Annotated in this window: 24 protein-coding genes and 2 pseudogenes; 12 read left to right on the top strand and 14 right to left on the bottom strand. The window is 61.0% G+C overall.

Features of this window, described 5'->3' with window-relative positions; all coding sequences use genetic code 11:
• The first annotated feature begins 536 nt into the window (after positions 1 to 536).
• Positions 537 to 791: a hypothetical protein gene (locus B0G74_RS35780; protein ID WP_132381055.1), complete on the top strand. Its 255-nt coding sequence runs from the start codon at positions 537 to 539 to the stop codon at positions 789 to 791.
• A 368-nt stretch (positions 792 to 1,159) separates the two neighbouring features.
• On the opposite strand, the gene B0G74_RS35785 is transcribed toward B0G74_RS35780, so the two are convergent.
• The 3 genes and pseudogenes from B0G74_RS35785 to B0G74_RS35795 all read right to left on the bottom strand — a co-directional run bounded on the left by B0G74_RS35785 (position 1,160) and on the right by B0G74_RS35795 (position 3,807).
• Complete coding sequence (locus B0G74_RS35785; protein ID WP_165923994.1) at positions 1,160 to 2,614, bottom strand: PAS domain S-box protein; 1,455 nt, start codon at positions 2,612 to 2,614, stop codon at positions 1,160 to 1,162.
• Positions 2,615 to 2,937: 323 nt separating this feature from the next.
• Positions 2,938 to 3,285, bottom strand: a pseudogene (locus tag B0G74_RS35790) (CatB-related O-acetyltransferase); the annotation flags it as partial.
• A 180-nt stretch (positions 3,286 to 3,465) separates the two neighbouring features.
• Positions 3,466 to 3,807 (bottom strand): helix-turn-helix domain-containing protein, encoded by a 342-nt coding sequence (locus tag B0G74_RS35795; RefSeq protein WP_132381059.1) that lies wholly within the window; start codon positions 3,805 to 3,807, stop codon positions 3,466 to 3,468.
• Positions 3,808 to 3,901: 94 nt separating this feature from the next.
• Here B0G74_RS35795 and B0G74_RS35800 point away from each other — a divergent pair, with 94 nt between their 5' ends.
• The 5 genes and pseudogenes from B0G74_RS35800 (at position 3,902) to B0G74_RS35820 (ending at position 7,158) form a co-directional block, all read left to right on the top strand.
• Positions 3,902 to 4,228 (top strand): nuclear transport factor 2 family protein, encoded by a 327-nt coding sequence (locus tag B0G74_RS35800; RefSeq protein WP_132381061.1) that lies wholly within the window; start codon positions 3,902 to 3,904, stop codon positions 4,226 to 4,228.
• Positions 4,228 to 5,007, top strand: a complete 780-nt coding sequence (locus tag B0G74_RS35805; protein WP_132381063.1) for an SDR family oxidoreductase — start codon at positions 4,228 to 4,230, stop codon at positions 5,005 to 5,007. Before B0G74_RS35800 ends, B0G74_RS35805 begins: the two co-directional genes overlap by 1 nt.
• Positions 5,008 to 5,583: 576 nt before the next feature.
• Complete coding sequence (locus tag B0G74_RS35810; RefSeq protein WP_132381065.1) at positions 5,584 to 5,868, top strand: hypothetical protein; 285 nt, start codon at positions 5,584 to 5,586, stop codon at positions 5,866 to 5,868.
• Between the two features lie 119 nt (positions 5,869 to 5,987).
• Positions 5,988 to 6,279 (top strand): annotated as a pseudogene (locus B0G74_RS47565) (EAL domain-containing protein); the annotation flags it as partial.
• Positions 6,280 to 6,477: 198 nt separating this feature from the next.
• On the top strand, positions 6,478 to 7,158 hold the full coding sequence (locus B0G74_RS35820; protein ID WP_279388639.1) for an MBL fold metallo-hydrolase: 681 nt from the start codon (positions 6,478 to 6,480) through the stop codon (positions 7,156 to 7,158).
• Positions 7,159 to 7,556: 398 nt separating this feature from the next.
• Here the strand turns inward: B0G74_RS35820 and B0G74_RS35825 are convergent, their stop codons facing one another.
• Entirely contained in the window at positions 7,557 to 8,462 is a 906-nt protein-coding gene (locus B0G74_RS35825) for a LysR family transcriptional regulator (protein WP_132381067.1), read from the bottom strand.
• 112 nt (positions 8,463 to 8,574) lie between these two features.
• Here B0G74_RS35825 and B0G74_RS35830 point away from each other — a divergent pair, with 112 nt between their 5' ends.
• The 3 genes from B0G74_RS35830 to B0G74_RS35840 are packed head-to-tail and all read left to right on the top strand — an operon-like array spanning position 8,575 to position 11,144.
• Positions 8,575 to 9,645, top strand: coding sequence for an alkene reductase (locus B0G74_RS35830; protein WP_132381372.1), 1,071 nt, complete (start codon positions 8,575 to 8,577; stop codon positions 9,643 to 9,645).
• Positions 9,646 to 9,656: 11 nt separating this feature from the next.
• The gene (locus B0G74_RS35835; protein ID WP_132381069.1) at positions 9,657 to 10,484 is read left to right on the top strand and encodes a pirin family protein; all 828 of its coding nucleotides are present in this window, start codon (positions 9,657 to 9,659) and stop codon (positions 10,482 to 10,484) included.
• 54 nt (positions 10,485 to 10,538) lie between these two features.
• On the top strand, positions 10,539 to 11,144 hold the full coding sequence (locus tag B0G74_RS35840) for an isochorismatase family protein (protein WP_132381071.1): 606 nt from the start codon (positions 10,539 to 10,541) through the stop codon (positions 11,142 to 11,144).
• A gap of 338 nt (positions 11,145 to 11,482) precedes the next feature.
• On the opposite strand, the gene ald is transcribed toward B0G74_RS35840, so the two are convergent.
• Complete coding sequence (ald, locus tag B0G74_RS35845) at positions 11,483 to 12,601, bottom strand: alanine dehydrogenase (RefSeq protein ID WP_132381073.1); 1,119 nt, start codon at positions 12,599 to 12,601, stop codon at positions 11,483 to 11,485.
• Positions 12,602 to 13,226: 625 nt separating this feature from the next.
• On the opposite strand from ald, the gene B0G74_RS35850 reads away from it, so the two are divergent.
• From B0G74_RS35850 to B0G74_RS35865, 3 genes are all read left to right on the top strand, one after another.
• Positions 13,227 to 14,081, top strand: coding sequence for a LysR family transcriptional regulator (locus B0G74_RS35850; protein ID WP_132381075.1), 855 nt, complete (start codon positions 13,227 to 13,229; stop codon positions 14,079 to 14,081).
• A gap of 184 nt (positions 14,082 to 14,265) precedes the next feature.
• Positions 14,266 to 14,589 (top strand): DUF4148 domain-containing protein, encoded by a 324-nt coding sequence (locus tag B0G74_RS35855; protein ID WP_132381077.1) that lies wholly within the window; start codon positions 14,266 to 14,268, stop codon positions 14,587 to 14,589.
• A gap of 343 nt (positions 14,590 to 14,932) precedes the next feature.
• Positions 14,933 to 15,394 carry an ester cyclase gene (locus tag B0G74_RS35865; protein ID WP_132381079.1) on the top strand — a complete coding sequence of 154 codons (462 nt, stop codon included), beginning with the start codon at positions 14,933 to 14,935 and terminating at the stop codon, positions 15,392 to 15,394.
• Between the two features lie 141 nt (positions 15,395 to 15,535).
• Here the strand turns inward: B0G74_RS35865 and B0G74_RS35870 are convergent, their stop codons facing one another.
• From B0G74_RS35870 to B0G74_RS35910, 9 genes are all read right to left on the bottom strand, one after another.
• Positions 15,536 to 16,981 (bottom strand): NAD-dependent succinate-semialdehyde dehydrogenase, encoded by a 1,446-nt coding sequence (locus B0G74_RS35870; RefSeq protein ID WP_132381081.1) that lies wholly within the window; start codon positions 16,979 to 16,981, stop codon positions 15,536 to 15,538.
• Positions 16,982 to 17,168: 187 nt separating this feature from the next.
• A complete protein-coding gene (locus B0G74_RS35875) occupies positions 17,169 to 18,083 on the bottom strand; it encodes a LysR family transcriptional regulator (RefSeq protein ID WP_132381082.1) in 915 nt (304 codons plus the stop codon).
• 9 nt (positions 18,084 to 18,092) lie between these two features.
• Complete coding sequence (gene fdxA, locus B0G74_RS35880) at positions 18,093 to 18,428, bottom strand: ferredoxin (RefSeq protein WP_132381083.1); 336 nt, start codon at positions 18,426 to 18,428, stop codon at positions 18,093 to 18,095.
• A complete protein-coding gene (locus B0G74_RS35885) occupies positions 18,428 to 19,201 on the bottom strand; it encodes an enoyl-CoA hydratase-related protein (protein WP_132381085.1) in 774 nt (257 codons plus the stop codon). Before B0G74_RS35885 ends, fdxA begins: the two co-directional genes overlap by 1 nt.
• On the bottom strand, positions 19,198 to 20,379 hold the full coding sequence (locus tag B0G74_RS35890; RefSeq protein ID WP_132381087.1) for a CoA transferase: 1,182 nt from the start codon (positions 20,377 to 20,379) through the stop codon (positions 19,198 to 19,200). Before B0G74_RS35890 ends, B0G74_RS35885 begins: the two co-directional genes overlap by 4 nt.
• A complete protein-coding gene (locus B0G74_RS35895) occupies positions 20,376 to 21,761 on the bottom strand; it encodes an FAD-dependent oxidoreductase (RefSeq protein ID WP_132381089.1) in 1,386 nt (461 codons plus the stop codon). The genes B0G74_RS35890 and B0G74_RS35895 overlap by 4 nt, the downstream gene beginning before the upstream one ends.
• Positions 21,762 to 21,798: 37 nt before the next feature.
• Entirely contained in the window at positions 21,799 to 22,638 is an 840-nt protein-coding gene (locus B0G74_RS35900; protein ID WP_132381091.1) for an ABC transporter permease, read from the bottom strand.
• The gene (locus B0G74_RS35905) at positions 22,638 to 23,471 is read right to left on the bottom strand and encodes an ABC transporter ATP-binding protein (RefSeq protein WP_132381093.1); all 834 of its coding nucleotides are present in this window, start codon (positions 23,469 to 23,471) and stop codon (positions 22,638 to 22,640) included. Before B0G74_RS35905 ends, B0G74_RS35900 begins: the two co-directional genes overlap by 1 nt.
• A gap of 3 nt (positions 23,472 to 23,474) precedes the next feature.
• Positions 23,475 to 24,506 (bottom strand): ABC transporter substrate-binding protein, encoded by a 1,032-nt coding sequence (locus B0G74_RS35910; protein ID WP_132381095.1) that lies wholly within the window; start codon positions 24,504 to 24,506, stop codon positions 23,475 to 23,477.
• Positions 24,507 to 24,705: the final 199 nt, after the last annotated feature.

Below are 24,705 nucleotides of genomic sequence, written 5' to 3' on the forward strand. Positions count from 1 at the left end.
ATTTTCTGCGCGCTGCTCGGTTACGCGGCAGTGCCGCATCGAAGTGGGATTTCAGTCAGTTGATTTCCTCAATTTGACAGTGTCGTCGTCACACTTAAGCACTTTATGTAGAAAGGTAACAGTCACCACACGCAAAGATAACAACATTACAATATGCTTTCATATTCTGAAATCATGAGGGCATGCAATGGTTCTATTTCACCGCGGCGCACTGATTCAGGCGTCGACGATAAGGGACGGAAACACGTTCGTAGCCCGCGCCTGCATTTTGAAGGAAGACGGCGAATCCACCTCATTGGGTGATCTTGGTCAGTTCGCAAACCGGACCTGTGCATACGAGTTTGCCGTGCGCTGCGCGAGCGCTTTCGTGGATGGCGTACCGATGCCTCGCTCCCCGTTCCGCAGATCATCAGCCTCGGACGACGCAGCAAATAGCTAACGACACTCCGCGGCATCCGGCAGACGGCCCTGAGGCAGTGAACGACTGCCCCTCAGCAAACAGGCCGAATCGGAAGCAGCAAAGCCAAGGAAACATGATGTCCAAACCCCTGTTAAGCCGTTTTCAGTACACCCGCAAGCATGGCAAGCAACGCACATACAACGTAACGGTGAACCTGGTGCAAAAGGCTTCCGGTGTTTGCGCTTACGCAGCATGGGTGCATTTCGAAACCGAATTTAAAGGTTCGGGTTTGATGCTCCCACTCGTTGCCAACACACCTGATGCCGCCGTGCGGGAGGCACGGATGCGTATCCAGAAGGACATCGACGATCTGGTCGGCATCGTCGAGTAAAGGCGGTTACAAGTGTGATCGTGGTCGGGCTGGAAGACCTTTACGACGCTGCACCAAAATCCGCGCTTGTGATGAAAGTCTTCTCCTGCCGCTGCAGCAGCTGTAGCGGCAGGGCAGCGAACCTCCGCCGCGGCCCGCCCTCGGTACCGATCCACCGCGAACTTCCGGTTGCGACCCAAGGCGGCCATACAAGCCCATACAGCGGAGTGTCCGCTATCCGGTCTTGTGAGAAGTTTCGGATAAGCCAAGCTTAAGCCGACCCTCGACCCGCCCTGGAGTGCCCTCATGTTGGCGTGGCGAAACCGCCGTCATCAACCAGAAAGGCCGTTGAGCCCGGTCGATCACGGCACCGACTGCAAGGCGTCTAGCTATGCGGCGTCCCCTACGGGTAACGTAAAGTAAAACGTCGCGCCTTGATCCGTATTGTTTTCGGCCCATAGCCGCCCGCCATGCATCTCGATGATGGTACGGCTGATCGACAACCCAAGGCCGAGGCCTTGGGATTTCGAGGTGACAAACGGGTTGAAGATCAGCGCGAGCAGGTCGCCGGGCAGGCCCGCCCCGCGATCGCGCACCGCAACGCGCACTACTTGGGGGCTCTGAAGCGTGATGGACACGGCCACCATGCGGTCGCTAGCCGGACGACCGTCCATTGCGTCGAACGCATTGAGCAAGAGATTGAGCATGACCTGCTGCAACTGCACCTTGTCGCCGTGCACTGTGGCCGGAGTGGCATCGTAGTGGACTGACATGCGCATACCGCGCGCGATCGCGTCAAATTGCAACAACTGCACCGCGTCGCGGATTACAGCGACCGGATCGAGCGGCGCGATTTCTCGCTCGCCTTTCTTGAGAAAGGTGCGAATCCGCCGGATTATTTCGCTCGCGCGGTTGGTCTCCTGAACAATGTCTTTCAGTATCTCGAGCACTTCAGCCAGGTCGAGCGGATCCGTGGCCATAAACCGCTGGGCGGCCTGAGTGTTGCCCAGAATTGAGGTAAGGGGCTGGTTCAGTTCGTGTGCGAGCGACACTGCTAGTTGAGCCATCATCGATACGCGCGTCAGATGGGCCAGTTGCTGCCGGTTTTGGTACAGTTCATATCGCTCTGTTTTGTCGATGATGACCGCGAGCACAGTCTCGTCATCTTCGAATCGAACCGTCTTGTGTCCGGCCTCGACCGGGAACTCCGTTCCGTCCTTGCGCCGTGCGAACAGATCGCAAGGCGCCCCCACTGTCGAAGCGTGTGCAATGCGTAAGGTCTCGGATTGCGGCATAGCCCCGCTATCGCCCAGCAGCTGTGGGACGAGCATGGTCGCAGGCTGTGCAATCAGTTCGTCACGTTGATACCCGAAGAGCTTTTCGGTCTGCTCGTTGGCCAGCACAATCCGCCCGTGTTGATCAACCATGAGAATTGCAACCGGCAGGAACTCCAGAGCGCTCCGGAATTTTTCTTCAGCCTGCCTGCGGTCGGAGATGTCGACGCATGAACCAACATAGCCGAGAAACGTACCGTCGACGTCCTCCTGCGGCACGCCGGTATCGAGGATCCAGCGATACACGCCATCCCGTCTTCGCAGACGGTATTCCATGGTGAAATCCTTGCGTGCGTCAAACGATGAGACGTAAACGCTCAGGCAGCGTTCGAAATCGTCCGGATGCACACCCTCTGACCACCCGTTGCCCATTTCCTGCTCTAGCGTGCGCCCCGTAAAATCCAGCCACCGCTTGTTGAAAAACGTACACAGCCGATCCGTATCCGACATCCAGATCATCACAGGAGCCGCGTCCAACATCGTTCGGAAGCGTGTTTCGCTTTCCCGCATCGATTCCTCCACTAGCCTATGCTCAATAATTGTGCAGGGTCCGCAAGCAACAAAGCGGGTCAAAAATTGACTCGGTCGTGGTCGTTTAATAGGCATGGTAAAGGTGGCGCATGCTTACAGCAACGAACCTTGATCAGACGCGGAATGGCGGCCGCCTGGATTCGGCCTATGAGAAGCTTTGCATAAGGCCGAAGAGCGGCCCGTTCACGGCGAGATCGATGACCATCTCTTCATGGCCAAAGGGCTGCCCAATGCGATGAGCATATGTGTCACGCGCTTCGCGATGCGACGATCGACGGCAGGCACTTTGTCCGGCGAAACGCTCAAAACGTCCCCCTGGTACCCCTCTCAATCTCGCGTGTCTTGATCGCGTCGGCCAAAGGTCCCATCGACTGGCTGTTTTCTTCGAACGGCCAGTCCCACCAGTTCATCTCAAGCAGCATTTCAATTTCTCCGTCCGAAAAACGCTTTCGATTCGGCTTCGCTGGGGTTGCCGCCGATGACCCTATAAGGCTCACCATTCTTCGTTACGAGAGCGCGAATTCCGATCACGGCACCATGTGGCCAATGCGGACACCTGGCATGATCATCGCCTCGGAACCGATCCAGACATCGCTTCCGACATTCGTGGCGCCGGTGGGTTCGAATGCATCGCAGGCGTCGGCAAACGCTCTCCAAGCGGCTGGTGCGCCTCGCAGCGCTCAGCAACCCTGGAATGAGAGGCATTGCAACACTGCTCGGCTGTGCACCCCATTCGAGCGAAGAGGCCATTGTCGCCAAGGCCGAGTGCCTGATTCGCCTTAGCTTGCTCCAGCAGTCAAAAGAAGCCGCGTGAGGCGCCACATCGGGCTTTAGTCGGCTTTGGGCAACTCGTCCCGCTGCTCCGCCCATTTGAGGAGTGCGTCCAAGGCGGGGCAGATTGCCTGTCCCCAGTCGGTCAACCGATATTCCACCTTAGGCGGAACCTGGGGATAGAGCTTCCTCGCCACGATGCCATCGGCCTCCAGCTGGCGTAGCTGCTGCGCGAGCATCTTCTGCGAAATGCCGGGGATGAGCTTCTCTAAATCGGAGAAGCGCTGCACCTTGCCATCGAATAGATGGAACAGGATGACCAGCTTCCAGCGCCCCTCCAGCAACTTGAACACTTCTTCGACGCCGGTGGCGGCGGTCGCGGGGGTGTAGACCTTTCCCATGGGTACGTAGCTTACTTTTCCGTGCGTTCTTGTTGGGTTGCGAGTTTATGGTGAAAATTACCGTATCGCCCAGCTTGCCACAAAGGCTTCAGACATGAGCATTTCACTACCGGATTCGGTTGCGACCTTTTTTCAGGTGAGCAACGGCGCTGCGCCTTCGGCCCTACGGCGCGCTTTTTCCGAAAAATCGGTCGTCCACGATGAAGGACAGACTTACAAGGGACACGAGGAAATCGAGGCTTGGCTGGCGGAAGCGCAGCGTAAATATGCCTATTGCGTCGAACCGTTGACGGCTGTGCAAGACGATGCGGGCGTAACGGTCGTGGCCAGGTATGTCGGTAACTTCCCTGGAACTCCTGCCGATCTCAACCATGTTTTCCGGCTGACCGACAACCAGATAGATTTTCTAAAGATTCACTGATCACCATGAATCTCGAACTCGCAGGCGCGCGCGTGCTCGTCACGGCCGGAACCAAAGGCATCGGCAAGGCCGTCGTCAAACTGCTCGGCGAACTCGGCGCGGACATCCTCACCACGGCCCGAGCCAAGCCGGACTTTATTCCCGAAGCGATGTTCGTCGCGGCCGACCTGACCACGCCTGAAGGTTGCGCCACCGTGGCACAGGCTGTCGAGGACAGGCTCGGAGGAGTGGATGCCATCGTCCATGTCCTGGGCGGATCTTCGGCCCCGGCCGGCGGCTTCGCCGCGCTGGATGATACGGAGTGGCAGAGGGAACTGAACCTCAACCTGTTCCCCGCGGTACGACTCGATCGGGCGTTGTTGCCCAAGATGATTGCACAGGGCGCTGGCGTCATCATCCACGTCACGTCCATCCAGCATCGACTGCCGTTGCCCGCATCGACCACAGCTTATGCTGCCGCCAAGGCTGCGCTGTCCACGTACAGCAAGAGCCTGTCGAAGGAGGTAACGCCGAAAGGCGTGCGCATCGTGCGCGTGTCGCCGGGTTGGGTGGAAACCGAAGCGGCCGTCGGCCTGGCGGAACGGCTCGCCAGCCAGGCCGGTACGGATTACGAAGGCGGCAAACAGATCATCATGGATGCACTGGGCGGCATCCCTCTCGGACGTCCGTCGAAACCTGCGGAAGTCGCCAACCTGATCGCTTTTCTGATTTCACCGCGTGCGGCAGCCATCAGCGGAGCGGAATATGTCATCGACGGCGGAACCATTCCCACTGCTTAATGCTTAGGCGGCACATCAGCGGGATGCCATCTTCACGCTCGCGAGCTGACGGGAAGCTGACACTTAGTGAGAGTGGATTGTTGGCCGAAACTGGCTGAGTCCGCGGTGCCCAATTTTCTCCCAATGCGGCCGTCAGGCGAGTTGCGCGGCTCGGTTAACGGCAGCTCTGCGGCGCCATCGCGCACGCGCGGCTTGTTGATAAACGTTGTCCAACGCCTGCCCGCACGCGTCGTCGTGCACTCATGGGGCGACGGACAAGGGCAGGCATCGAACAACGCATAACAAACTCAGCCGATCGTCTCCAGGCCGCGTTCCGCCAGTTTCTGACCTTGGGCAGCAATTGGTCCGTGCCTCGATTGCGTGGGTTCACATTTTTCTGCAGACAAGCATGTTTGAACGACTTGTGGTCAAATCGTCCGGTGACTTGAGGCACGTTGTCCAGATCGAGCATATCCGCTGGCGGCAGCGACGGTGGGATTTGAAAGCAGCACAATCTAGTATGGTCATATTCGCATCGGCTCCGACCCACCGGTGCCTGGCAAGTGCGACACGCGGCCTGACCCGGAGGTCCCCATCATGCAGATGATAAAAGTCGTAGTTGGGATAGCAGCCCTCGTCGGCGTAACGGCAGTCCATGCCGACGGCTTCGTCATCACGAGATCAATCGAGAACGGGCGCGAAATGCGCCTCTTCGAACATGCTGCCGAATGTAATGGCGGCCCTGGCGCGGTCATTTACAGGCACGATAAGCGAGTCGATCAGACCTGCAATGTCCGCCTTACTTCGGCAGGCGCGACCGTAGTGATGCCGGCTTTTGAGTCGCGCACGTTCTTCCCGCGCGACACGCTGGACCAAAACTAAAAAAGTTGCTTCCGGCAACCGACGAACTCGTGGGCGAAGGTCTCGCCCATCCGCCGCTCGATGCATCCGTCTGCACGTGTCCCTCTCGCCTGTTTCTAACCTCGGTTTCGTCGAGACTGCTCGAGGTCGCCGAGTCGACGGCGATGCGCGATGCCGACGCAAGCTTACGAATCCTGCAGCAGCTTCGCGGCACGGGCGTGAGTATTTCAATCGACGATTTTGGTACGGGGTATTCAAGCCTCCTCTATCTCAAGCGGTTACCGGCCAGTGAACTGAAAATCGACCGCGGGTTTATCCGTGATCTCGGGCGTGGAGACTGCGGCGCAGCAAGAGTTCCTGACCCGGCTTGGTTGCGATTCCCTGCAAGGTTTTCTGCTTGGCCGTCCAATGTCCGCAGAGCAATTGATCGAAACCCTCTCGCATGAAAATGCTCTGAACGACGCGACTCGAGTCAACGCTCTCGAAGTGCGATGCGGAGTGTGTCAAAGTAACAGCTCCTACCGTGAGCGACCCCACATGACCAAGTTACCGATTGCCGACCGATGGTTCGAACTCAAACGCATCAGCGACGACATTACCCTGCTTTGGGAGCCCCATGTCGTGCCGCTGATGCGCTGCAATATCTGGCATGTGCGCGGCCGCGACCGGGATCTGATGATCGACACGGGAATGGGTATCGTCAGTCTGCAGGAGGCAGCCAGGCACCTGCTGCAGAAGGACGTCACCGCCGTTGCCACGCATACGCACTCGGATCATATCGGTGGACATCATGAGTTCGAGCACACGCTGGTTCACGAGTTGGAGGCAGAGAATCTGCGCTCGCCGCGTGAGCCAGGCACCCTTCTGGCGTCGGTATTGGGCGACGAAGCGATTCGCCGGTATCGCGAAGCAGGCTATCCGTTCGACGGCGATCTGATCACCGCCCTTCCCAGCGCTGATTACTCGATGTCCGACTATCGCGTGCGTGCCGCAACGGTCACGGAAATCGTCAAGGAAGGGAACATCGTCGATCTTGGCAACCGGCATTTTGAGGTTCTGCATCTACCCGGCCACTCGCCGGGTAGCATCGGCCTATGGGAAGCGGCATCCGGCACGCTGTTCTCGGGGGATGCGATCTACGATGGCCCGCTGCTGGACGAGATAGGCGGTGCTGATATTCCGACTTATGTGCGCACGATGAAGCGCTTGCGTGAATTGCCCGTGCAAGTCGTCCACGCCGGACACGACGGGAGCTTCGGGCGGGAACGACTGGTCGAGTTGGTCGATGCCTATCTGGCCAAACGCACCTGATCGTTAGCCGGGTCCGCCGTTCGGTGCGTTGCCGGCCGGACTTCGCGCGCCAAGGAAACCGTTGGCGTATGTCGGCCCAGTTTTGGACAATCGACCGCGGCCTATAGGTCGTCGACTATTAACGCTCGCGACATAAGGGATACCGAGAGGGCAATTGACTGCTCAGGGTCTTGAGTGTGCCTTCGAATCAGCCGTAACCCTGACATCCTCGCCGGCGGCGTCGCGAGCGACAGGTAAGAGGCGTTCAGCGGCCGCATCACCGTTGACTGTCGAACGGCAGGAAAGGCACCCGATCAGGGACATTCGCGGCAATCCATAGCGGACGCTCAAGTGGTCTTGCTGCGAACATCGTTGGAAAGCGGCGTCGGGACCACCGCGATTCCAAGAATGGCCGCACTTCAATTTCGAAGCTTGCTGATAGCCACTCCTCCCCCCAGGTGCTCTCGCAGAAATTCAATAAAGCGCTGCGTCTTCGCTGGCAACAACCGTGTCTCGGTGATGGCGTACACGGGAATAGGTGGGGCCTGCCATGCTGGCATCACCCGGCGCAAGAGCCCAGTGGCAACATCGTCGGCCGCGATTTCTTCCGACAGCACAACGATGCCCAGATCCAGGGTCGCGAGTCGCCGTACCATGCCGACGCTGTTGAGCAAGAACCGACCACCCACTGTGACCTCAGCCGTTTCACTTTCGCTGTGCAGCGTCCATCCGTTGACCTCCGCCGGACTGAGGCGCACGCACTCATGGCGCAAGAGGTCGGCCGGTTCGGCGGGCTCGCCATACTGTTCGATATAACGCGGCGATGCATAGAGATAGCGCGGTAGCCGGGCAAGCTGTCGTGCGATCAGATTCGAGCTCGGCGGCTCGCCCATGCGGATCGCGATATCGAAGGGCTCAGCTACCAGATCGACGCGGCGCGGCGTCAGATCGAATTCGAAGGTGATGCCGGGATAGCGGCGAGCGAATTCCGCGAGCAGCGGCGCGAGGAAGATATTCGCAAAATCCACCGGCAACGACGCATGTAACACGCCAACTGGCTGGGCTAGCATCTCGCCGAGTTGCTCGTGCGCAAGCCGGGCTTCGTCCACGATGCGCCTCGCGCGCTCGAAATAGAGCTGGCCTGCTTCGGTCAGCTCGATCTTGCGGGTCGTGCGATGCAGAAGGCGCAATCCGATTGCCTTCTCCAGCGCACTGATCCGGCGCGACAGCGTCGAGTTCGGCACTCCGATCGCCTCGGCCGCGCGGCGGAAACTTTTCGCCTTGACCACCTCCACGAACAACGCCATGTCGTTCAGGAACTCCATCCCACTGCTCCATAAATGGCTCAATGATTTCCATTTTGCCATCTTTATCCCGCCAGTGGTTTGCCGGATGATGACTCCATCTGATGAACACATCACCACTGAGGAGCACAACATGAGTCAGCTTTTCACCCCTGTTCGCATTGGCGGCCTGTCCCTTCCGAACCGGATGATCATGGCCCCGATGACCCGTTCGCGCGCCGATGATGCAGGCGTTCCAGACGACGTTGTCATCACGTACTACGGCCAGCGCAGCAGCGCAGGTCTGATCATTACCGAGGGCGTGTTTCCCTCCGCGACCGGTAAGGGCTATGTGCGTACGCCCGGCATCCACAGCGATGCACAGGTGAGCGCATGGAAGCGGGTCACCGAAGCCGTGCATGCTCGCGGCGGACGGATCTTCATGCAGCTGATGCACAGCGGGCGTATCTCGCATCCGTCTCTGCAGCCGGATAGCGCGCTGCCGGTGGCACCGTCGGCCATCAAGCCGGCGGGCGAGACCTGGACCGGCAACGGCATGGAGAAATTCGTGACGCCGAGAGCGCTGCGCCTGGATGAGATCGCCGGTGTGGTTGATGAGTACCGTAGGGCGACGCGTCGCGCTCTGGAAGCCGGTTTCGATGGCGTCGAGTTGCATGCTGCTTCGGGCTATCTGCCTGAACAGTTCCTCTCGTCCGGCAGCAATCAGCGTGAGGATGAATACGGCGGTTCCGTTGCGAACCGTGCCCGCTTCGTTCTCGAAGTGCTGGAGGCGATGGTGGCGGAGGCCGGCGGTGAGCGGGTCGGCATCAAGATCTCGCCGGAGATGAACTTCAACGACATTTTCGACACTGCGCCGCAGGAAACCTACACGTATCTCGTCGACTATCTGCGCGGCATCAATCTCGCGTACCTGCACGTCGCCCTGTTCGGTACGAGCGTCGATTACCACGCACTGTTGCGACCGCGTTTCGATGGCGCCTATATGGTCGGAGGAGGACTCGACCAGGCCGCGGCTGAAAACCTGCTGGCAGAGGGACGCGCTGACGCCACGGTCTTCGGCGGTGCCTTCCTCGCCAACCCGGATCTGCCGGAGCGGTTTCGCGTGGGTGCGCCGCTCAATGCCCCCGACAAGAACACGTTCTACTCGCCCGGCGCACAGGGCTATATCGACTACCCCGTGCTGAGCGCAGCCGGTCACGCCTGAGGACTGCCGTCATGTCGACAGTCACTGCGCGCATGCAGCGCGCCAACCGGGGAAGCCATTTCCGCGCATACAGCCTGCACGGTTCCGAGCCCTCGCAACTCGATCCTTTTATGGGAGTCGACCACGCCTGGATGAGCGCGCCAACGTTCCCGCCGCATCCGCACGCCGGCTTCTCCGCGGTGACGTACCTGTTCCTCGACTCGGAGACGGGCATTGCCAACCGCGATTCGCTCGGCAACAGCACGCTGATCGAGCCGGGCGGCCTGCATTGGACCGCTGGCGGAAGGGGTGTGGTCCATGAAGAGAATCCCGCGGTGCTGGGAAGTACCACCCACCTGCTGCAGATCTTCATCAACCTTCCTCGGGAACGGCAGAACGCGGCGCCGTTCGCGCTCAGCCTGGCCCCGCAGGACGTACCGGTGGTGCAGCGCCCCGGGGTCCGGGTCCGCGTCCCCCTGGGCAGCTTTGACGGCGTGCGCTCCCCGCTGACACCGCCAACCGAGGTCACCTTGCTCGACATCACACTGGAGGAAGGCGCTGAACTTCTGCTATCGGTGGCCGCAGGCAAGCGCGCCTTCTTCATGCCGATCTTCGGCAGCGCGGAGCTCGATGGCGAAAGCTTCGGTCTCGACGACCTTCGTGTCCCGATCCTGCCGACCGCGACTGAAGCGGTGATGCACAAGCTCGCTACCAAAGCTGGCGGCGCCAAGGTCGCCGTGTTCATCGGCGAACCGTTGCGCCAGCCCGTGTTTTCAAATGGACCGATGGCTTTTGCGAGCCAGGAGAGCCTGATCGCGGCAACCGCTGCCTACCAACGTGGCGAGATGGGAAGCCTGTAACAGGCCGCCACACCCCCCGGGGCATGCGCCCCATCACCACTTAGGAGCTACCTCATGAAGGTTGAACGATTCACTGCCGACAACACCGCCTTGCTGCTGATCGACCATCAGGTCGGCACGATGCAACTAATTAAGAATATCGACCGCGAACTCGCCGCCAAACAGTCGATTGCGCTAGCCAAGATGGCGAAGATCCTCGATCTGCCGGTCGTGATCACGTCCAGTCAGGAAGATCGCGCACAAGGCCCGATTCTTCCGGAAATCGCCGCGATCCTGCCCGAAGCGCACGCGGCACGAATCAAGCGCCCCGGCGTCGTCAACGCGTGGGCTTATCCCGACTTCCGCGATGCGGTGCTTGCCACGGGGCGCAAGAACCTGATCATGGCAGGCGTGACCACCGACGTTTGCCTGATCTTCCCGGCAATTGACGCTGCGCTCGAAGGCTTTGGCGTGCAGGCAGTGATGGATGCTTCAGGATCGCCCAGCGATCTTTCCGAAGAGTTTTCGCGTCAACGGATGCACGATGCGGGCGTGGTGCTCACCGCCACCAACACGCTCATGGCGGAAATCGCGCAGGACTGGTCCACCCCGGCGGGACAACAACTGATCACTTTGCTGTTCACCGACGTGTTTCCGGCACTCGGCGCCGGCATCGCATAAATCCGGAACCACATCCTGTTATCCGGAGCGCATGGCGCTTCGGATAACAGATCAACTCATGTTTGGAGGCCTCGTGACATCCCGTGTCCGACGACGGCTTTCGACACGTTTTATCTTTGATTCACGATTGTTCAACGATTCGTGGATTACCCTCGAACGTCTCAAACTGGCCCGATAGTCGACGACCAGCCAAATACAGTTCGGCAAAACGGAATTTCGCGCAATACAGATGTTCGCAGTGGGAACCTGACCAAGTCTGATTGGGCGCGACTCTCGCCGCCATGTTGGCTCGAGAGCGCGACCGGATAAGCCCCCCGCGCTTCGTCTCGATGTTTTTGCTATTCAGCGGCGATGGCACCTGCATCCTCGCAGGAGTAGCCCAGTGCTTCAGCGACCTCGGGACAGGTCACTTTGCCGAACGCGACATTCAGGCCACTACGCAGATGTTCGTCATCGGTAAGCGCCTTGCGCCAACCCTGGTCGGCGATTTTCAGGACAAAGGGAAGCGTCGCGTTATTCAACGCATACGTGGACGTGCGCGGCACACCGCCAGGCATGTTTGCGACACAGTAGTGTACGACTTCGCCAACCTTGTACGTGGGGTCCGCGTGAGTCGTAGGCCTCGCGGTTTCGCAACATCCTCCCTGATCGATCGCGACATCGACGATGACGGAGCCGGGGCTCATCGCATCGACCATCTTGCGCGTGACGAGTTTGGGCGCAGCGGCGCCGGGCACGAGCACGCCGCCGATCACGAGGTCGGCATCGAGCACTTGTCGTTCGATGTTGTCCTGATTCGAATACACGGTGATCACGCGTGCGCCCAGCAGCCGGTCCATGCGTCGCAGCGCGTCGACATTGCGATCGATTACGACGACCTGCGCACCCGTGCCGACAGCCATCTGCGCGGCATTGGTGCCGACCACGCCGGCGCCGAGGATCACAATCTTCGCGGGGGGCACGCCCGCCACGCCGCCCAGCAGGATGCCCTTGCCACCGTGCGCGCGTTCCAGGCTGAACGCGCCCGCCTGAATCGACATGCGGCCCGCAACCTCGGACATGGGCGCGAGCAGAGGCAGTCCGCCGCCGCGTTGCGTGACGGTCTCATAGGCGATGCAGACCGCGTTGCTTCGGACGAGATCGGCGCACTGCTCGGGGTCCGGCGCGAGGTGCAAATAGGTGAAAAGAATCTGTCCTGGGCGCAGCATCGCACGCTCGGGCGGCTGGGGTTCTTTCACCTTGACGATCATGTCGGCAGCGGCGAACACCGCTTCTGCGCTGGGCGCAACCTGCGCGCCCGCCGCCCGGTACGCGTCGTCCGCTGCGCCGATGCCTGCGCCAGCGCCTGTCTCGACGTCCACGCTGTGTCCATGCGCGACGATCTCGCGCACGGAAGACGGCGTGAGACCGACACGATACTCGTGGTTCTTGATCTCCTTCGGAACGCCTATGTGCATATTGCCTCCTGTGTGGGACTGCCAATCAGCCGCGAAATGATCTGATTCCTCAGACGCCCAGCACGAGCGTCGAGCGTTGGCGAGGGAGGCATTAACGACGCTAACGCACGCACGCGGCATCGCAAGAAACGATCGCCACCGTCGACCCGATTTCACCTGTTGGCGACGCCATGACCTGGCGCCTGGCCAGTAGCAGGTTGTAACGGGTACATCGGAGCGGGATGCATGTGGGAATCGAGCGTGACCTAGGTGCTATATCCGGCTACGAGTAGTGATTTCCACAATACTATCGGCGGTGTGGTAGATGTTGTTAATGTAATTGTCGCGAATTTTGGTTGAAACACCTGAATTAGGCGACGTGCGTCCATCATCCTGCATCGCAGGCGCAAGGGTTTATATCTAGTCCCGTCGCCTCCATGTCCCCTTCGCTGCCATCGATGTACAAACGGCAGGAAGGTGCCCTGAAGCTGCCCGCCATTCCGCAAAGATGCATAGGTCATATGCGCCAATGCACATACCCTTCACAACGCAATTTCTGTGACGTCTGTCATGTTTGCTTCTAATATGCTTGTCCAGTTGTCCCAACCTGGGGATTTGCAACGATCAAAGCGACAGGAGAAAACTCATGTTCGACTGGGAGGATTTACGCCACTTCGTCGCGTTCAGTCAGGAACAATCGCTCGCGAAAGCAGCTCGGCATTTGAAGGTCGATCATGCGACCGTCGCGCGCAGAATCGCCTCGCTCGAACAGTCCCTCGAACTGAAGCTGGTTGATCGCCGCCCACGCGCCTATGTGCTGACGGCAGACGGCGAACGCATCGCCGAACGGGGCAAGCGCATGCAGGAAGAGTCGTTTGCCGTGGAGCGGATGTCGGTCGGCGGACAGGAAGTCGTTAGTGGCGAGGTGGTGATCAGCGCGCCGCCGTCGATGTCCAGCAGTGTCATTGCCCCTCACTTAGGCAGGCTGCGCGTGCAGCACCCCGCGCTTCACGTCCGCTTGATCGCCGACACGCGCAATGTGTCGCTGATACGAAGGGAAGCGGATATAGCCGTTCGTCTGAGCAGGCCGACCGAGTCCGATCTCGTCGCGCGCAAGATCGGCGTGGTTGCGTTCGCGTTTTATGCGTCGCCGGAGTATCTGGCGTCGCATGCGCCCGAAGACTACGAATTCATCGGATATGACGACAGTCTCGACGGATCCGCTCAACACATCTGGCTGGCCACGCAGGCGAAGTCACGTCCTGTGATTCTGCGCAGCAATAGCCTGGATGTCCAGGCAGCGGCCGCTCGGGCAGGTGTCGGCGTGGCCATCTTGCCCTACTTCCTCGGGGACTGGGACGAGAGTCTCAGCATCGTCGAGGGGCCGGGCCAGCCATTGCAGCGCGAGATATGGCTCTCCATTCACAACGATCTGCGGCACGCTCCTGCGATCCGCAGCGTCATGCAGTTCATTGCAAGCTGCTTTCCTGGTAACGGCTGACGCGGGCAGCGCGCAGCAACGGCTTGTGCATTTTCTCCTGGACGGTACGCACATTTCGGGAATTGGCGGATAGAAGGCCGGTGGCAATAATGCATTCACCGATCGACGAACAAGCAAACGGCAGATCGCAGATTAGCCGCTTGATCGTCGAACAGCTTCTCATCTATCCGCCAAGGAGCACGAAATGAAACGCTTTCTGATCCCCGTCGTCATTGCCAGCGCCATCGTATCGTCGTCTGTGTTCGCCGAACCTGCCGCCCATGGCAAGACCCGCGAAGAAGTTCGGGCCGAACTCGTTCAGGCCCGCGAAGCTGGCGTGTTCGACGCGCCCGATGCCACCTACCCCTCCGCTCAACTGCGCGCAGCCGCCGCGCTCCAGAACGCCAACACGAACGCCGGGAGCGCCGGCGCCTCTTCCTTCGGCGGCGCCGTGACGGGCCGCTCGCAAAGCGGGCGCCGTACCGTGACCGCGCCGGAAGCACGGGACAGCATCTATTTCGGTCAATGACGGGGCAAAGCCGTAGCATCGACGCGCTCCTACGGATCGCTTTGCCCGCGGCATCCGCACAGCAAGTGCATGAATGCATGTCGTGGATCGAGATAGGAGCGGGACTGCTCGAACTACAAAATGCTTCGCGCACCTCAGGAAATTCGATCTCATGCATGACACGCGCGGCTCATTGCGGCAGATGCTGAACTTCACCGCACGCCGCGCGCGAATTGCTGAGATCGCCTCGTTGTTGAAGCACGTTACCGCGGCGGGAACCATGCCCGCTCAATGAAACATTCCGAAGGCCGGACAGGGTCAACCAGAAGCGATTTCTTTGTTGTCAATGAACAGGAGATTTGAAATGGCAGGGCAGAATTCAATCCAGATCGTCGAGACGTTTTGGCGTGAGGTTTGGCAATTACGCAATCCACACGCAGCGGACCATCTGGTCTCTGACGACTTCACGGTAACCTCGGGCGGAGTGGAGATCAAATCGCGCGAAGCGTTCAAGAAGTGGGTCGCTGCATTTCTCGCCAGCATCGATGAGTTCGAGTTCGATGTGATCGAGACGTTTCAGAACGAAATAGGCGACCGGGTCGTCAGTCGTTGGCGGGTTACGGGAAAGAACAACGGCTTTATGGGTTCGGAACCATCGGGCTTACCGATCGATATGACGGGAACTGCTGTCCTGCACGTCGGCGAGGACGGGCTGCTCCGGCATAACTGGGTAGAGCGAAGTGCGCTGGAGGTTCTGCGCAGTTCGGGTGGGCAAAATGGCATCGCCGGACATCTCAAGCCTGCATCAAGCGAGTCTGGCCGATAAGCGTCCGTGCGTTGTGATCATGGGGCGCGTCATTAAGGCAGATAGCGGCAAGGGCGTTATCTTATGGCTACCGTCAGGGCTATCGACAACTAGCCCTTCCTCGACGCGCCTCGTTTCAAAGCGGGTGCCGATCGGTCAGCGCTATGCAGCAGTGGTCGACACGGCCTTGGTCACCAGATAAGCGTCCATCGCTTCCGGGCCGCCTTCCGAACCGTAGCCCGAATCCTTCACGCCGCCGAACGGCATTTCCGGCGACGGCGTGGCCGGCTGGTTGATCCACAGCATGCCGACTTCCAGCTGCTGCGACAGCAGATGCACGTTGGTGAACGACTTAGTGAACGCGTAGCCCGCGAGACCGTACGGCAGACGGTTGGCTTCGGCGATCGCTTCCTCGAGCTTGTCAAAGCCGCGAATCGCGGCGATCGGGCCGAACGGCTCGTTGTTGAACACGTCCGATTCGAGCGATACGTTGGTCAGCACGGTCGGCGCAAAGAAGTTGCCTTCCGAGCCCACGCGCTCGCCGCCGGTTTCGACCTTGGCGCCGGTCTTGCGCGCGTCGTCGAGCACCTTGCTCATCGCCGTGAGACGGCGTGCGTTGGCGAGCGGGCCGAGCGTGGTGCCTTCGGCAAGGCCGTCGCCGAGCTTGAGGCCTTCAGCGTGCTTGACCAGCGCCGCGGCGAATTCTTCACGGATGCTGTTGTGCACGAGGAAGCGCGTCGGCGAGATGCAGACCTGACCGGCATTGCGGAACTTCGCACCGCCCGCGGCTTTCACGGCGAGCGCCACGTCGGCGTCTTCGGCCACGATGACCGGCGCATGACCGCCCAGTTCCATCGTCGCGCGCTTCATGTGCGCGCCGGCCAGTGCCGCCAGTTGCTTGCCGACCGGCGTCGAGCCGGTGAACGTGACCTTGCGGATCACCGGATGCGGAATCAGGTAGCTCGAAATTTCAGCCGGGTCGCCGAACACGAGGCCGACCGTGCCCGCCGGCACACCGGCTTCGACGAAAGCCTGCAGCAGCGCAGCCGGCGATGCCGGGGTTTCTTCCGGCGCCTTGACGAGGAACGAGCAGCCGCACGCGAGCGCGGCGCTCAGCTTGCGCACCACCTGGTTGACCGGGAAGTTCCAGGGCGTGAAGGCGGCTACCGGGCCGATCGGTTCCTTGAGCACCAGTTGCTGCGCCGCGAGATTGCGCGACGGCACGATCCGGCCGTAGACACGGCGGCCTTCGTCGGCGAACCATTCGATGATGTCCGCCGCCGCCAGCACTTCGACGCGTGCTTCGGCGAACGGCTTGCCCTGTTCCAGCGTCATCAGGCGGCCGATGTCCGAGGCGCGCTCGCGCACCAGCGCGGCGGCCTTGCGCATGGTCGTGGCGCGCTCGTTGGCCGGCACTTTGCGCCAGGCTTCGAAGCCGCGCTGCGCGGCGGCCAGCGCCCGGTCCAGATCGGCGATGCCGGCGTGCGCCACTTTGCCGATGGCCTTGCCGGTGGCAGGGTTGATGACGTCGAGCGTCTTGCCGCTGGCGGCGTCGCACCACTCGCCGTTGATCAGAAGTCGCGTATCCGTATAGCCTGATGTGACCATGTTGTGTTCCTGATAGTTGGGGGACCATCTACCGCTATCAGGATGATGGCGGGCGGTCGTGAATGAAGGGCCGAAATGCAGCCCATCACTTAAGATGACTAATTACATGCACGCGAAGGCGCGCGATCACTACCGAACGCGGCGTCACCCTGCCCACGGCAAAGCGCGATCAGCGACAACGCGGAGATCAGGCGTCGCGCAGCGACAGGTCGACGTGCTTCAGGCGTCGCACGATACGTTCGACGAACTCCAACGTTACATGAGGCAGCGCGCGCTGGTTCGGTGTGATGACGCCGACGGTGAGCGCGTTGACGTTCACGTCGTCGAGCGGTCTCCATACCACGTCACCGCGCGCCAGTTCATCGAGAAAAGCCAGCTTGGAGAAAAACGAAATGCCTCGACCAGACGCAATGAGCCGCTTGAGCAGCGTCGTCGAGTTGCAAGTGACGCTCGGCTGTAGCGACTCCCAGTACTCGGGAAAGTCGGTGGTGACGACGCCCTGGATCGGCGATCGTCCTTCGAGCCGCAGAAACGCATGATTGCGGCATTCGTCGAAGCTGATGCGCTCCGTCTTCGCTAGCGGATGCGACGATGCCATGACCACGCCCGGCGGCAACGATACTTCGGTCACGACATCGAGCCCGGCAGGCAGCTTCGTGACATACGAAATGCCGACGTCATACTCGCCACTGACCAGCCGCGTCGGTACGTCATGGGGCGGCACGGCGGCGATCGAATAGGTCACAGCCGGATAGGCGTCCGAAAACTCCTCGACGGTCGCCGGTAGAAAGTCGACGAAAAGCGAATCCATTGCCACCACTGACACGTGCCCCTTGCGCTCGCCTTTCAGGTCGTCAAGTTCGCTGCGCATCAAATGGAAGTCGTTCAGCGTCGCGCGAATGTGTTGCAGCATGCGCTCGCCGGCCGCGTTCAACCGGATACCGTTCGGCAGCCGGTCGAAAAGTTCAGTTCCCATCTCGGCTTCGAGCTTCAGGATCTGCCGGTTGACCGCGCTCGACGCGACATAGAGATTCTGCGCGGCCTTGCGGATCGAACTGCACCGAGCCACTTCGACAAAATATTTCAGGACATTCGCATGCATCGTGTTTTCTCAGTTCATCGGCCGCACCGTCCAGGCCGCGACCACGGGATGATCGCAGGCTACCTTGCCTACGTCGCACGCGCCACCCGGGGAACCGAGCGCACTGGCGTCCGGCCCGAAGAAATCCCGGTTCACAGCGGCGAACATGGCCTCCGATTGCGGGAGTTCTTCATCGTGAAAGATCGCCTCGGTCGGACACACTGAAACACACACCCCGCAGTTGATGCATTCCTCAGGGTGGATATAGAGCGTGCGCCCGCCCTCGTAGATACAGTCAACCGGACAACATTGCACGCACGCACCGTCTTTGACGTCGATGCAGGGCGAAGTGATGACATAGGCCATCAGCGTGCGCTCCAGACCGGTTTGCGCTTCTCCTGGAACGCGCGCACGCCTTCGTTCGCGTCTTCGGATTGAAGTGCGGCCACCAGGGCGGGCAGTCTCAACGCCTGAGCGTCCGACGGCGAGAGTGTGGACGTGCGCTTGACCACCTGCTTGATCGCCTGCAGCGACAGCGGAGCGCACGCGAGCAGCGCCTGAACCCAGCGCTCGACAGCGGCATCCAGTTCGGCGCGCGGCACGACTTCATTGACGAGGCCCATGTCGAGCCCCTCGCGCGCGGAAATCCGGCGGCCGGTCATCAGCATCGCCATTGCCTGGCGGTATGGGATCTGACGTTGCAGCAGGGTCATGCCGCCGTCGAGCGGCATGCGCCCGACGAGCGCCTCGGGCAGCCCGAAGCTCGCCTCGTCACAGGCGACCACCAGATCGCACCCCAGCACCATTTCGAAGCCACCGCCCAAAGCATAACCGTTGACCCGCGCAATCACCGGCACGTTCAGCGTCTCGCGCAGCGCAATGCCGCCGAAGCCGCCCGGGCGCGGCGCCGCCCAATATTCAACACCGCTCACCGACGGGTTCTTCAGGTCCGCGCCGACGCAGAACGCGCGCTCGCCCTCGCCGGTCAGGACCACGACCCGCACGTCGCGGTTATGCTCAAGCTCGGTCCACACGCGTTGCAGTTCAGCTTCAGTGGCAAGATCCACGGCGTTGAGCGCTTCCGGCCGCGCCAGCGTCACCGTGGCAACGTGCTGGTCGATGACAAGACGTACGCTCATACAGCCTCCGTGGCGACCTTGCCGCGTAATTGTTGCAGGACCTCTTCGGTATGCTGGCCGAGGCGCGGCGGCCCGCGCCGCAGGGCAACCGGCGCGCGCGAAAGTTCGATCGGGCTGCCGATAAAGCGCACCGGCTGGCCTTCGCCCTCGCCTTCCAGAATCAGCTGGTTATGCAGCGTCTGAGGATCGACCAGCGCTTCACGCAGATCACGCACCGGCGCACACAACAGGTCCTGCTCCTCGAGCCGGGCGAGCCAGAAGTCGCGCGTGTTGCTCGCAAAGCGCTCGCGGAAGATCCGCTGCAATTCGGCCTTGTGAACGAACTGCTGGTTGAGATTGCAGAAGCGCGCGTCGAGCGACAGGTCTTCGATCTGCAGTGCGGCGCAAATGTCGCGCAGCGGATTCGGCTTGAACGCACCAACGAGTACCAGCGCACCGTCCTGGGTATCGAAGACACCCGAAAGCGGCATGGCGGCCCAGTTCACTTCCGAGTCGGCCATCATGATCATGGCGGCTTCCTGCATCTGCATCGCGAGCATCGAGTTGTACAGCGACACGTTGACCTTTTGCCCTTCCCCCGTGCGCTCACGATGCAGGAGCGCGAGCAGGATGCCCTGCACCATGTGCATGCCCGCCGAATAGTCGGCAAGCGCTGTCGGGTACACGGAAATCGGCAGCGACTCATCGGCGCGGCGCGCCATCACACCGCTCATCGCCTGGGCAAGTACGTCCTGGCCACCCTTGTGCGCATAGGGTCCGGTTTCGCCAAAGCCCGTGCCCACCGCGTAGACGATCCGCGGGTTCAACCGGCGGCAGTCTTCGTAGCCGACACCCATACGGTCCATCACGCCCGCGCGGAAATTGCTGACGACCACATCCGCGTCCGCGATCAGTGCCTTCAAATCGGCCAGTTGCTGCGCGTCGCGCAGGTCGAGCGCCACGCTGCGCTTGTTGCGATTCAGACTGCAGAAGATCGGATTGTCCGCGCCGGCTACCGGCTCGAACGTCGAGCGGCTCAAATCGCCCGCGCCTTTTCTCTCGACCTTGATCACGTCGGCGCCGTAATCGGCGAGCATCTGCGTGCAGACTGGGCCCATCATGACCTGTGTGAGATCGACGACACGCACGCCGGCAAGCGGCAGGTCAGGTATCTTGGCAATGTTGTCTGCGACGCTCATGCGGCCTCCCGCTTATTGATGTGCACGGCAAGCGGCGGCACGTCGGCATTACGGCCGGTCTGGTCGCCCGGGTCCGCGCCTTGCGCACGCAAGGTTTTCTGCAGCGCGTGCACATCGACGTCGCGCACCCGCACCCCCGCACCGAGCGCGAGTGCGGCAGCCACACCAGCGGCTTCGCCCATCGCCATGCAAGGCGGGATTTCACGTGACATCTTCTGCGCCTGCGAGGTCGCCGAATAGTGCCGGCCGGCGACCAGCAGGTTGTCGATCTGCTTCGGCAGGAGCACGCGATACGGCATGTAGTAGTCGCGGCCACGCGCGATGCTGTCGTCGAAGCGGGTACGCTGCGCGAGGTCATCCTTCGTCATCACGTACTCGCCTTCGAGCAGGCGCGTCTGGCGCACGCCCGTTTGCGGCGCGACATCGATCACGTAACACTGCTCAAAACCAGGGAGCTTGCCGCGCACGAAATCGACCACCGCGTGAATGTGCTGGCGGCCCTGCACTTCCGCGCGTGTCAGGTCCTCAGGCTTGAGGCCGTCGAGACCCGCCATATGCGGGCAGTTGCACCACACCACGCCGGGCAACGGTGTCTTCAACCACCAGTAGCCCCACGAGCCACCCAGAATGCGCTTGATCTGGCGATCCAGCGCCGCAAACGCCTCGGGCTCTTCGGCTTCGAAACGCTCGGCCGCCTCCGTATCGACGCCCCCGAGGCGAAATACGGTCGTCGTGATATAGGTGCCGCCAACATGCGGCACACCCGCCGACGCCGCGACATCCAGGTCTCCCGTCGCATCGATCACCACGTCGGCGAGGATCGCTTCACGGCCGCTCTTTGTCTCGCAGATCACGCCCTTCACCCGACCGTCCTCGACCAGCGTGCGCGAGAACCATGAATGCAGACGCAACTTGATACCGAGCGATTCCACCATCTCCAGCGCGACGCGCTTCATCGCATCTGGATCGAACGCCGCGGCGAAACATACCGGGTGAGGCGTCTTCTGGCTGTGAAAGTCGAAGGTGCCCCAGCGCCCCCACTTGCGATACGCAGCCGGATCCTCGCCCCATTCGTCCGAGCGCGGGAACATCGCCAGCTTGCGCGCCGCCATTCTTTCGATGAAGGTCATGCAGACGCCACGCACCGAAATTTCCTGCAGGTGGTTGTCCCACATGTCGTCGAGTACCAGCACCATGCCGCCGGATGCAAGGCCGCCCAGGTGGTTGTAACGCTCCAGCAGAATCACCTCGGCACCGTTGCGCGCCGCCCCGATCGCTGCCGACAGGCCCGCAGGGCCGCCGCCCACCACCACGACGTTTGCCTTGGCCGCCACGCGCACATCGCGCGCGCTTTCCTGAATCCAATCGCTGATCATGTTCATTTTTCGCCTCTGAGAATTCGGGTGTTTCGTGTTCGGTTCAATGCGTGCTTTCGGGTTGCCATCTGACCACCAGGCGTTCGACAATCGCGATCACCAGAAAAAACAGGCCGGACAGCACGGCGCTCATGATGATCGCCGTATACAGCAAGGCCGAATCGAAGCTGTAGGTCGCCTGAATGATCATTGCGCCGATACCTTGCGTGGCGCCGATCCATTCGCCGACCACCGCGCCAATCACCGACATCGACGCGGCAATGCGCAATGCGGAGAACAGATACGGCAGCGAAGCGTAGAGGCGCAGCTTGAAGAAAATTTCGCGCTTGCTTGCCGAGAGAATCTGCATCAGTTCCATCGCCTGCGGGTTCACCGCCTGCAGTCCGCGGACCATGTTCACGAGCGTCGGGAAAAAACAGACGATCGCCGCGATCGTGATCTTCGGCTCAAGACCGTTACCCATGATGAGAACGAGGATCGGCGCCTTCGCGACCACCGGAATCGAGTTGATCATCACGGCGACGGGATAGAAGATGTCCTGCAGCGTCTTGTTATGCACGAAGACGGTGGCGATCAGGATCGCCGCCAGGTTGCCGAGCAGGAAACCTCCCACTGCCTCGATCGCCGTCGGCACCAGGTTCTGCAGCAGCACATCGCTCTTGCTGAATAGCGTCTCCAGAACCAGGAACGGCGACGGCGCGATAAACGGCTTCACATGAAAGCCCGCCACGACCGCCCACCACGCGAATAGCAGGCCCGCGACGCCGAGTACCGGCAAGAGGCGCGCCCGCCACAGGCGCTGACGGCGACGCGCAAGCCAGGCCTGCGCTTCAGGATCCGCCGCTTGTGACGACAGATTCAATTGCATTTCGGACGTGGTCATCAGCAGGTCTCCAGTACGCGTCGCAGATAGGCAGCGAGTTCGACGAATTCGCGGGTCTCGCGGATATCGAGCGTTCGATCTTCTGGCAGCCCGACCGGGACGATCTCCTTCACACGCCCGGGATTAGCGGCCAGCATCAGCACTCGCTGGCCGAGAAACGCCGCCTCATAGATGCTGTGGGTAACGAAGAGCGTCGTGAGGCCCATCTCTTTCCAGACGCGACGCAATTCTTCGTTCAGACGGTCACGCGTGATTTCATCTAGCGCGCCGAACGGCTCGTCCATCAGCAGGACTTTTGGGTCGCTGACGAGGGCACGCGCAATCGCCACACGCTGGCGCATTCCGCCTGACATCTCGTGCGGGTAAGCGTCCTCGCGACCCTTGAGGCCGACGAGTTCGAGCAGTTCACGCGGTGTCGCCCGGCCCGCGCGGGCCTTGCCGCCCGCGACTTCGAGCGGCAACTGCACGTTCTGGATAGCCGTGCGCCACGGCAGCAAGGCCGCGTCCTGAAACACAAAGCCGATGTCCCGATGCTCACGCGCAATTCGGGGCGCCGCGCCGAGCACGCTGATCTCGCCACGGCTCGGCTTGATCAGGTCCGCGACGACTCGCAGGAACGTCGACTTCCCACAGCCCGAGGGACCGAGGAGCGTGAGGAATTCGCCGGCCGCGACATCGAGGCTCAAGCCCTCGATCGCGGTGACACTGCGCCGGTCGGTGAAGAAGCGCACGTTGATATTGCGGCAGCTAATAGACAGCGGGGTGTCTTGCAGCGCGGCGACGGACGAACCGACCCCTTCCGCGCGCGGCGGATTGATAGTGGCAGCATGCATGGATTACACCTTGAGGCGAGAGGAACGGGTAGCGTTGAGAACGTCCATCGTCATCACGTCGTCGACTTTTGGCTGACTTGCGCGGAACTGGCCCAGTTGACCGTACATCGTGATCTGCTCTTCCCAGACCTTCGCGTCCATCGTGCCCCAGCCCTGCGTCTGCGTGGTTTGATCGAACGCGTAGCCCATCAGCGAATCAATCGCGACACGCTCGTCGGCGCGGTTCAGGTTCGGATATTCCTTGATGAGCAGATCGACGGCCTGGTCGCGATGCGCGTTCGCGTAAACCCAGCCACGCGCAGTTGCGCGCAGAAACCGCGCGACGGTGTCGGGATGGTCCTTGAGCGTCGCGGTGTTCGCGTAGTACGGCAGCGCGTAGAGGCGCACGCCGGTGTCCCACAGGCGCAAGTCGACGCGATCTACCCCGAGCGGCTTGAGCGCCGTCGTGTTGGTTTGCCAACCGGTTACCGCGTCGACTTGCCCACTGAGAAGCGGCATCATGTCGGCACCGATCGGCACGATGTTGACCTGGCTTTCCGGAATTTTGTTCTTCGCGAGCAGCGCCTTGAGCAGCACCATACCGGTCGACTGAATTCCGATACGCTTGCCGATCATGTCGTGCGGTGTGCGTACGGGATTTTTCTTGAGCGAAAAGAAACTGTAAGGATGTTGCTGCAATCCGACCGCGATGCACTTGATCGGCAAGCCTTCTGAGACCGCCAGCATGATCGACGGACTCGAGGAAATCTCGCCGGCCTCGGATCGGCCGGAGGCAACAATCGCGACGCCGTCGATGTTCGGGCCGCCCGGCTGGATGCGGAAATCGATTCCTTCCTGCTCGTAATATCCAAGCCGCTTTGCCGTCACCTCGCCGACCTGGTTGCCACCCGGAATCCAGCCCAGTTGCATGTTGACTGTTGTCCTGTCGCCTGCAAAGGCGCGCACCGAAAGCAGTGCGCCCGTTGCAGCCATGCCGCCCGCCGCAAGCGTCATCCGCAGCAAACGCCGACGTCCGGCATTTTCGATTACTGACATCATCTCCTCCGTTGGTCCTTCCTGGATACAAGGGGCAGGTCATCTAACGCTGAGTGCTGCCGGTCAAATCGATTATTAAGAACCAAAAGTGTCCCCGCAAGCATCAATTTTGAAGCTGAGTGATGCCGAAATTAGAGCGGCTATCTGCGCACGCTTTCTGACAAAGCGCCCAAATGTGTGCGCGATTCGTGCACCAGTT

It is taken from the genome of Paraburkholderia sp. BL9I2N2 (assembly GCF_004339745.1).
Taxonomy (GTDB): Bacteria; Pseudomonadota; Gammaproteobacteria; order Burkholderiales; family Burkholderiaceae; genus Paraburkholderia.

Excerpts from the sequence above, each read along its gene's own strand:
- B0G74_RS35865 (WP_132381079.1), top strand. The coding sequence starts at position 14,933 with ATGGCAGGGCAGAATTCAATCCAGATCGTCGAGACGTTTTGGCGTGAG.
- B0G74_RS35780 (WP_132381055.1), top strand. The coding sequence starts at position 537 with ATGTCCAAACCCCTGTTAAGCCGTTTTCAGTACACCCGCAAGCATGGC.
- ald (WP_132381073.1), bottom strand. The coding sequence starts at position 12,601 with ATGCACATAGGCGTTCCGAAGGAGATCAAGAACCACGAGTATCGTGTC.
- B0G74_RS35825 (WP_132381067.1), bottom strand. The coding sequence starts at position 8,462 with ATGGAGTTCCTGAACGACATGGCGTTGTTCGTGGAGGTGGTCAAGGCG.
- B0G74_RS35830 (WP_132381372.1), top strand. The coding sequence starts at position 8,575 with ATGAGTCAGCTTTTCACCCCTGTTCGCATTGGCGGCCTGTCCCTTCCG.
- B0G74_RS35900 (WP_132381091.1), bottom strand. The coding sequence starts at position 22,638 with ATGACCACGTCCGAAATGCAATTGAATCTGTCGTCACAAGCGGCGGAT.
- B0G74_RS35835 (WP_132381069.1), top strand. The coding sequence starts at position 9,657 with ATGTCGACAGTCACTGCGCGCATGCAGCGCGCCAACCGGGGAAGCCAT.
- B0G74_RS35795 (WP_132381059.1), bottom strand. The coding sequence starts at position 3,807 with ATGGGAAAGGTCTACACCCCCGCGACCGCCGCCACCGGCGTCGAAGAA.
- fdxA (WP_132381083.1), bottom strand. The coding sequence starts at position 18,428 with ATGGCCTATGTCATCACTTCGCCCTGCATCGACGTCAAAGACGGTGCG.
- B0G74_RS35840 (WP_132381071.1), top strand. The coding sequence starts at position 10,539 with ATGAAGGTTGAACGATTCACTGCCGACAACACCGCCTTGCTGCTGATC.
- B0G74_RS35810 (WP_132381065.1), top strand. The coding sequence starts at position 5,584 with ATGCAGATGATAAAAGTCGTAGTTGGGATAGCAGCCCTCGTCGGCGTA.
- B0G74_RS35885 (WP_132381085.1), bottom strand. The coding sequence starts at position 19,201 with ATGAGCGTACGTCTTGTCATCGACCAGCACGTTGCCACGGTGACGCTG.
- B0G74_RS35905 (WP_132381093.1), bottom strand. The coding sequence starts at position 23,471 with ATGCATGCTGCCACTATCAATCCGCCGCGCGCGGAAGGGGTCGGTTCG.
- B0G74_RS35895 (WP_132381089.1), bottom strand. The coding sequence starts at position 21,761 with ATGAACATGATCAGCGATTGGATTCAGGAAAGCGCGCGCGATGTGCGC.
- B0G74_RS35870 (WP_132381081.1), bottom strand. The coding sequence starts at position 16,981 with ATGGTCACATCAGGCTATACGGATACGCGACTTCTGATCAACGGCGAG.
- B0G74_RS35850 (WP_132381075.1), top strand. The coding sequence starts at position 13,227 with ATGTTCGACTGGGAGGATTTACGCCACTTCGTCGCGTTCAGTCAGGAA.
- B0G74_RS35820 (WP_279388639.1), top strand. The coding sequence starts at position 6,478 with ATGCGCTGCAATATCTGGCATGTGCGCGGCCGCGACCGGGATCTGATG.
- B0G74_RS35890 (WP_132381087.1), bottom strand. The coding sequence starts at position 20,379 with ATGAGCGTCGCAGACAACATTGCCAAGATACCTGACCTGCCGCTTGCC.
- B0G74_RS35785 (WP_165923994.1), bottom strand. The coding sequence starts at position 2,614 with ATGCGGGAAAGCGAAACACGCTTCCGAACGATGTTGGACGCGGCTCCT.
- B0G74_RS35855 (WP_132381077.1), top strand. The coding sequence starts at position 14,266 with ATGAAACGCTTTCTGATCCCCGTCGTCATTGCCAGCGCCATCGTATCG.
- B0G74_RS35910 (WP_132381095.1), bottom strand. The coding sequence starts at position 24,506 with ATGTCAGTAATCGAAAATGCCGGACGTCGGCGTTTGCTGCGGATGACG.
- B0G74_RS35875 (WP_132381082.1), bottom strand. The coding sequence starts at position 18,083 with ATGCATGCGAATGTCCTGAAATATTTTGTCGAAGTGGCTCGGTGCAGT.
- B0G74_RS35800 (WP_132381061.1), top strand. The coding sequence starts at position 3,902 with ATGAGCATTTCACTACCGGATTCGGTTGCGACCTTTTTTCAGGTGAGC.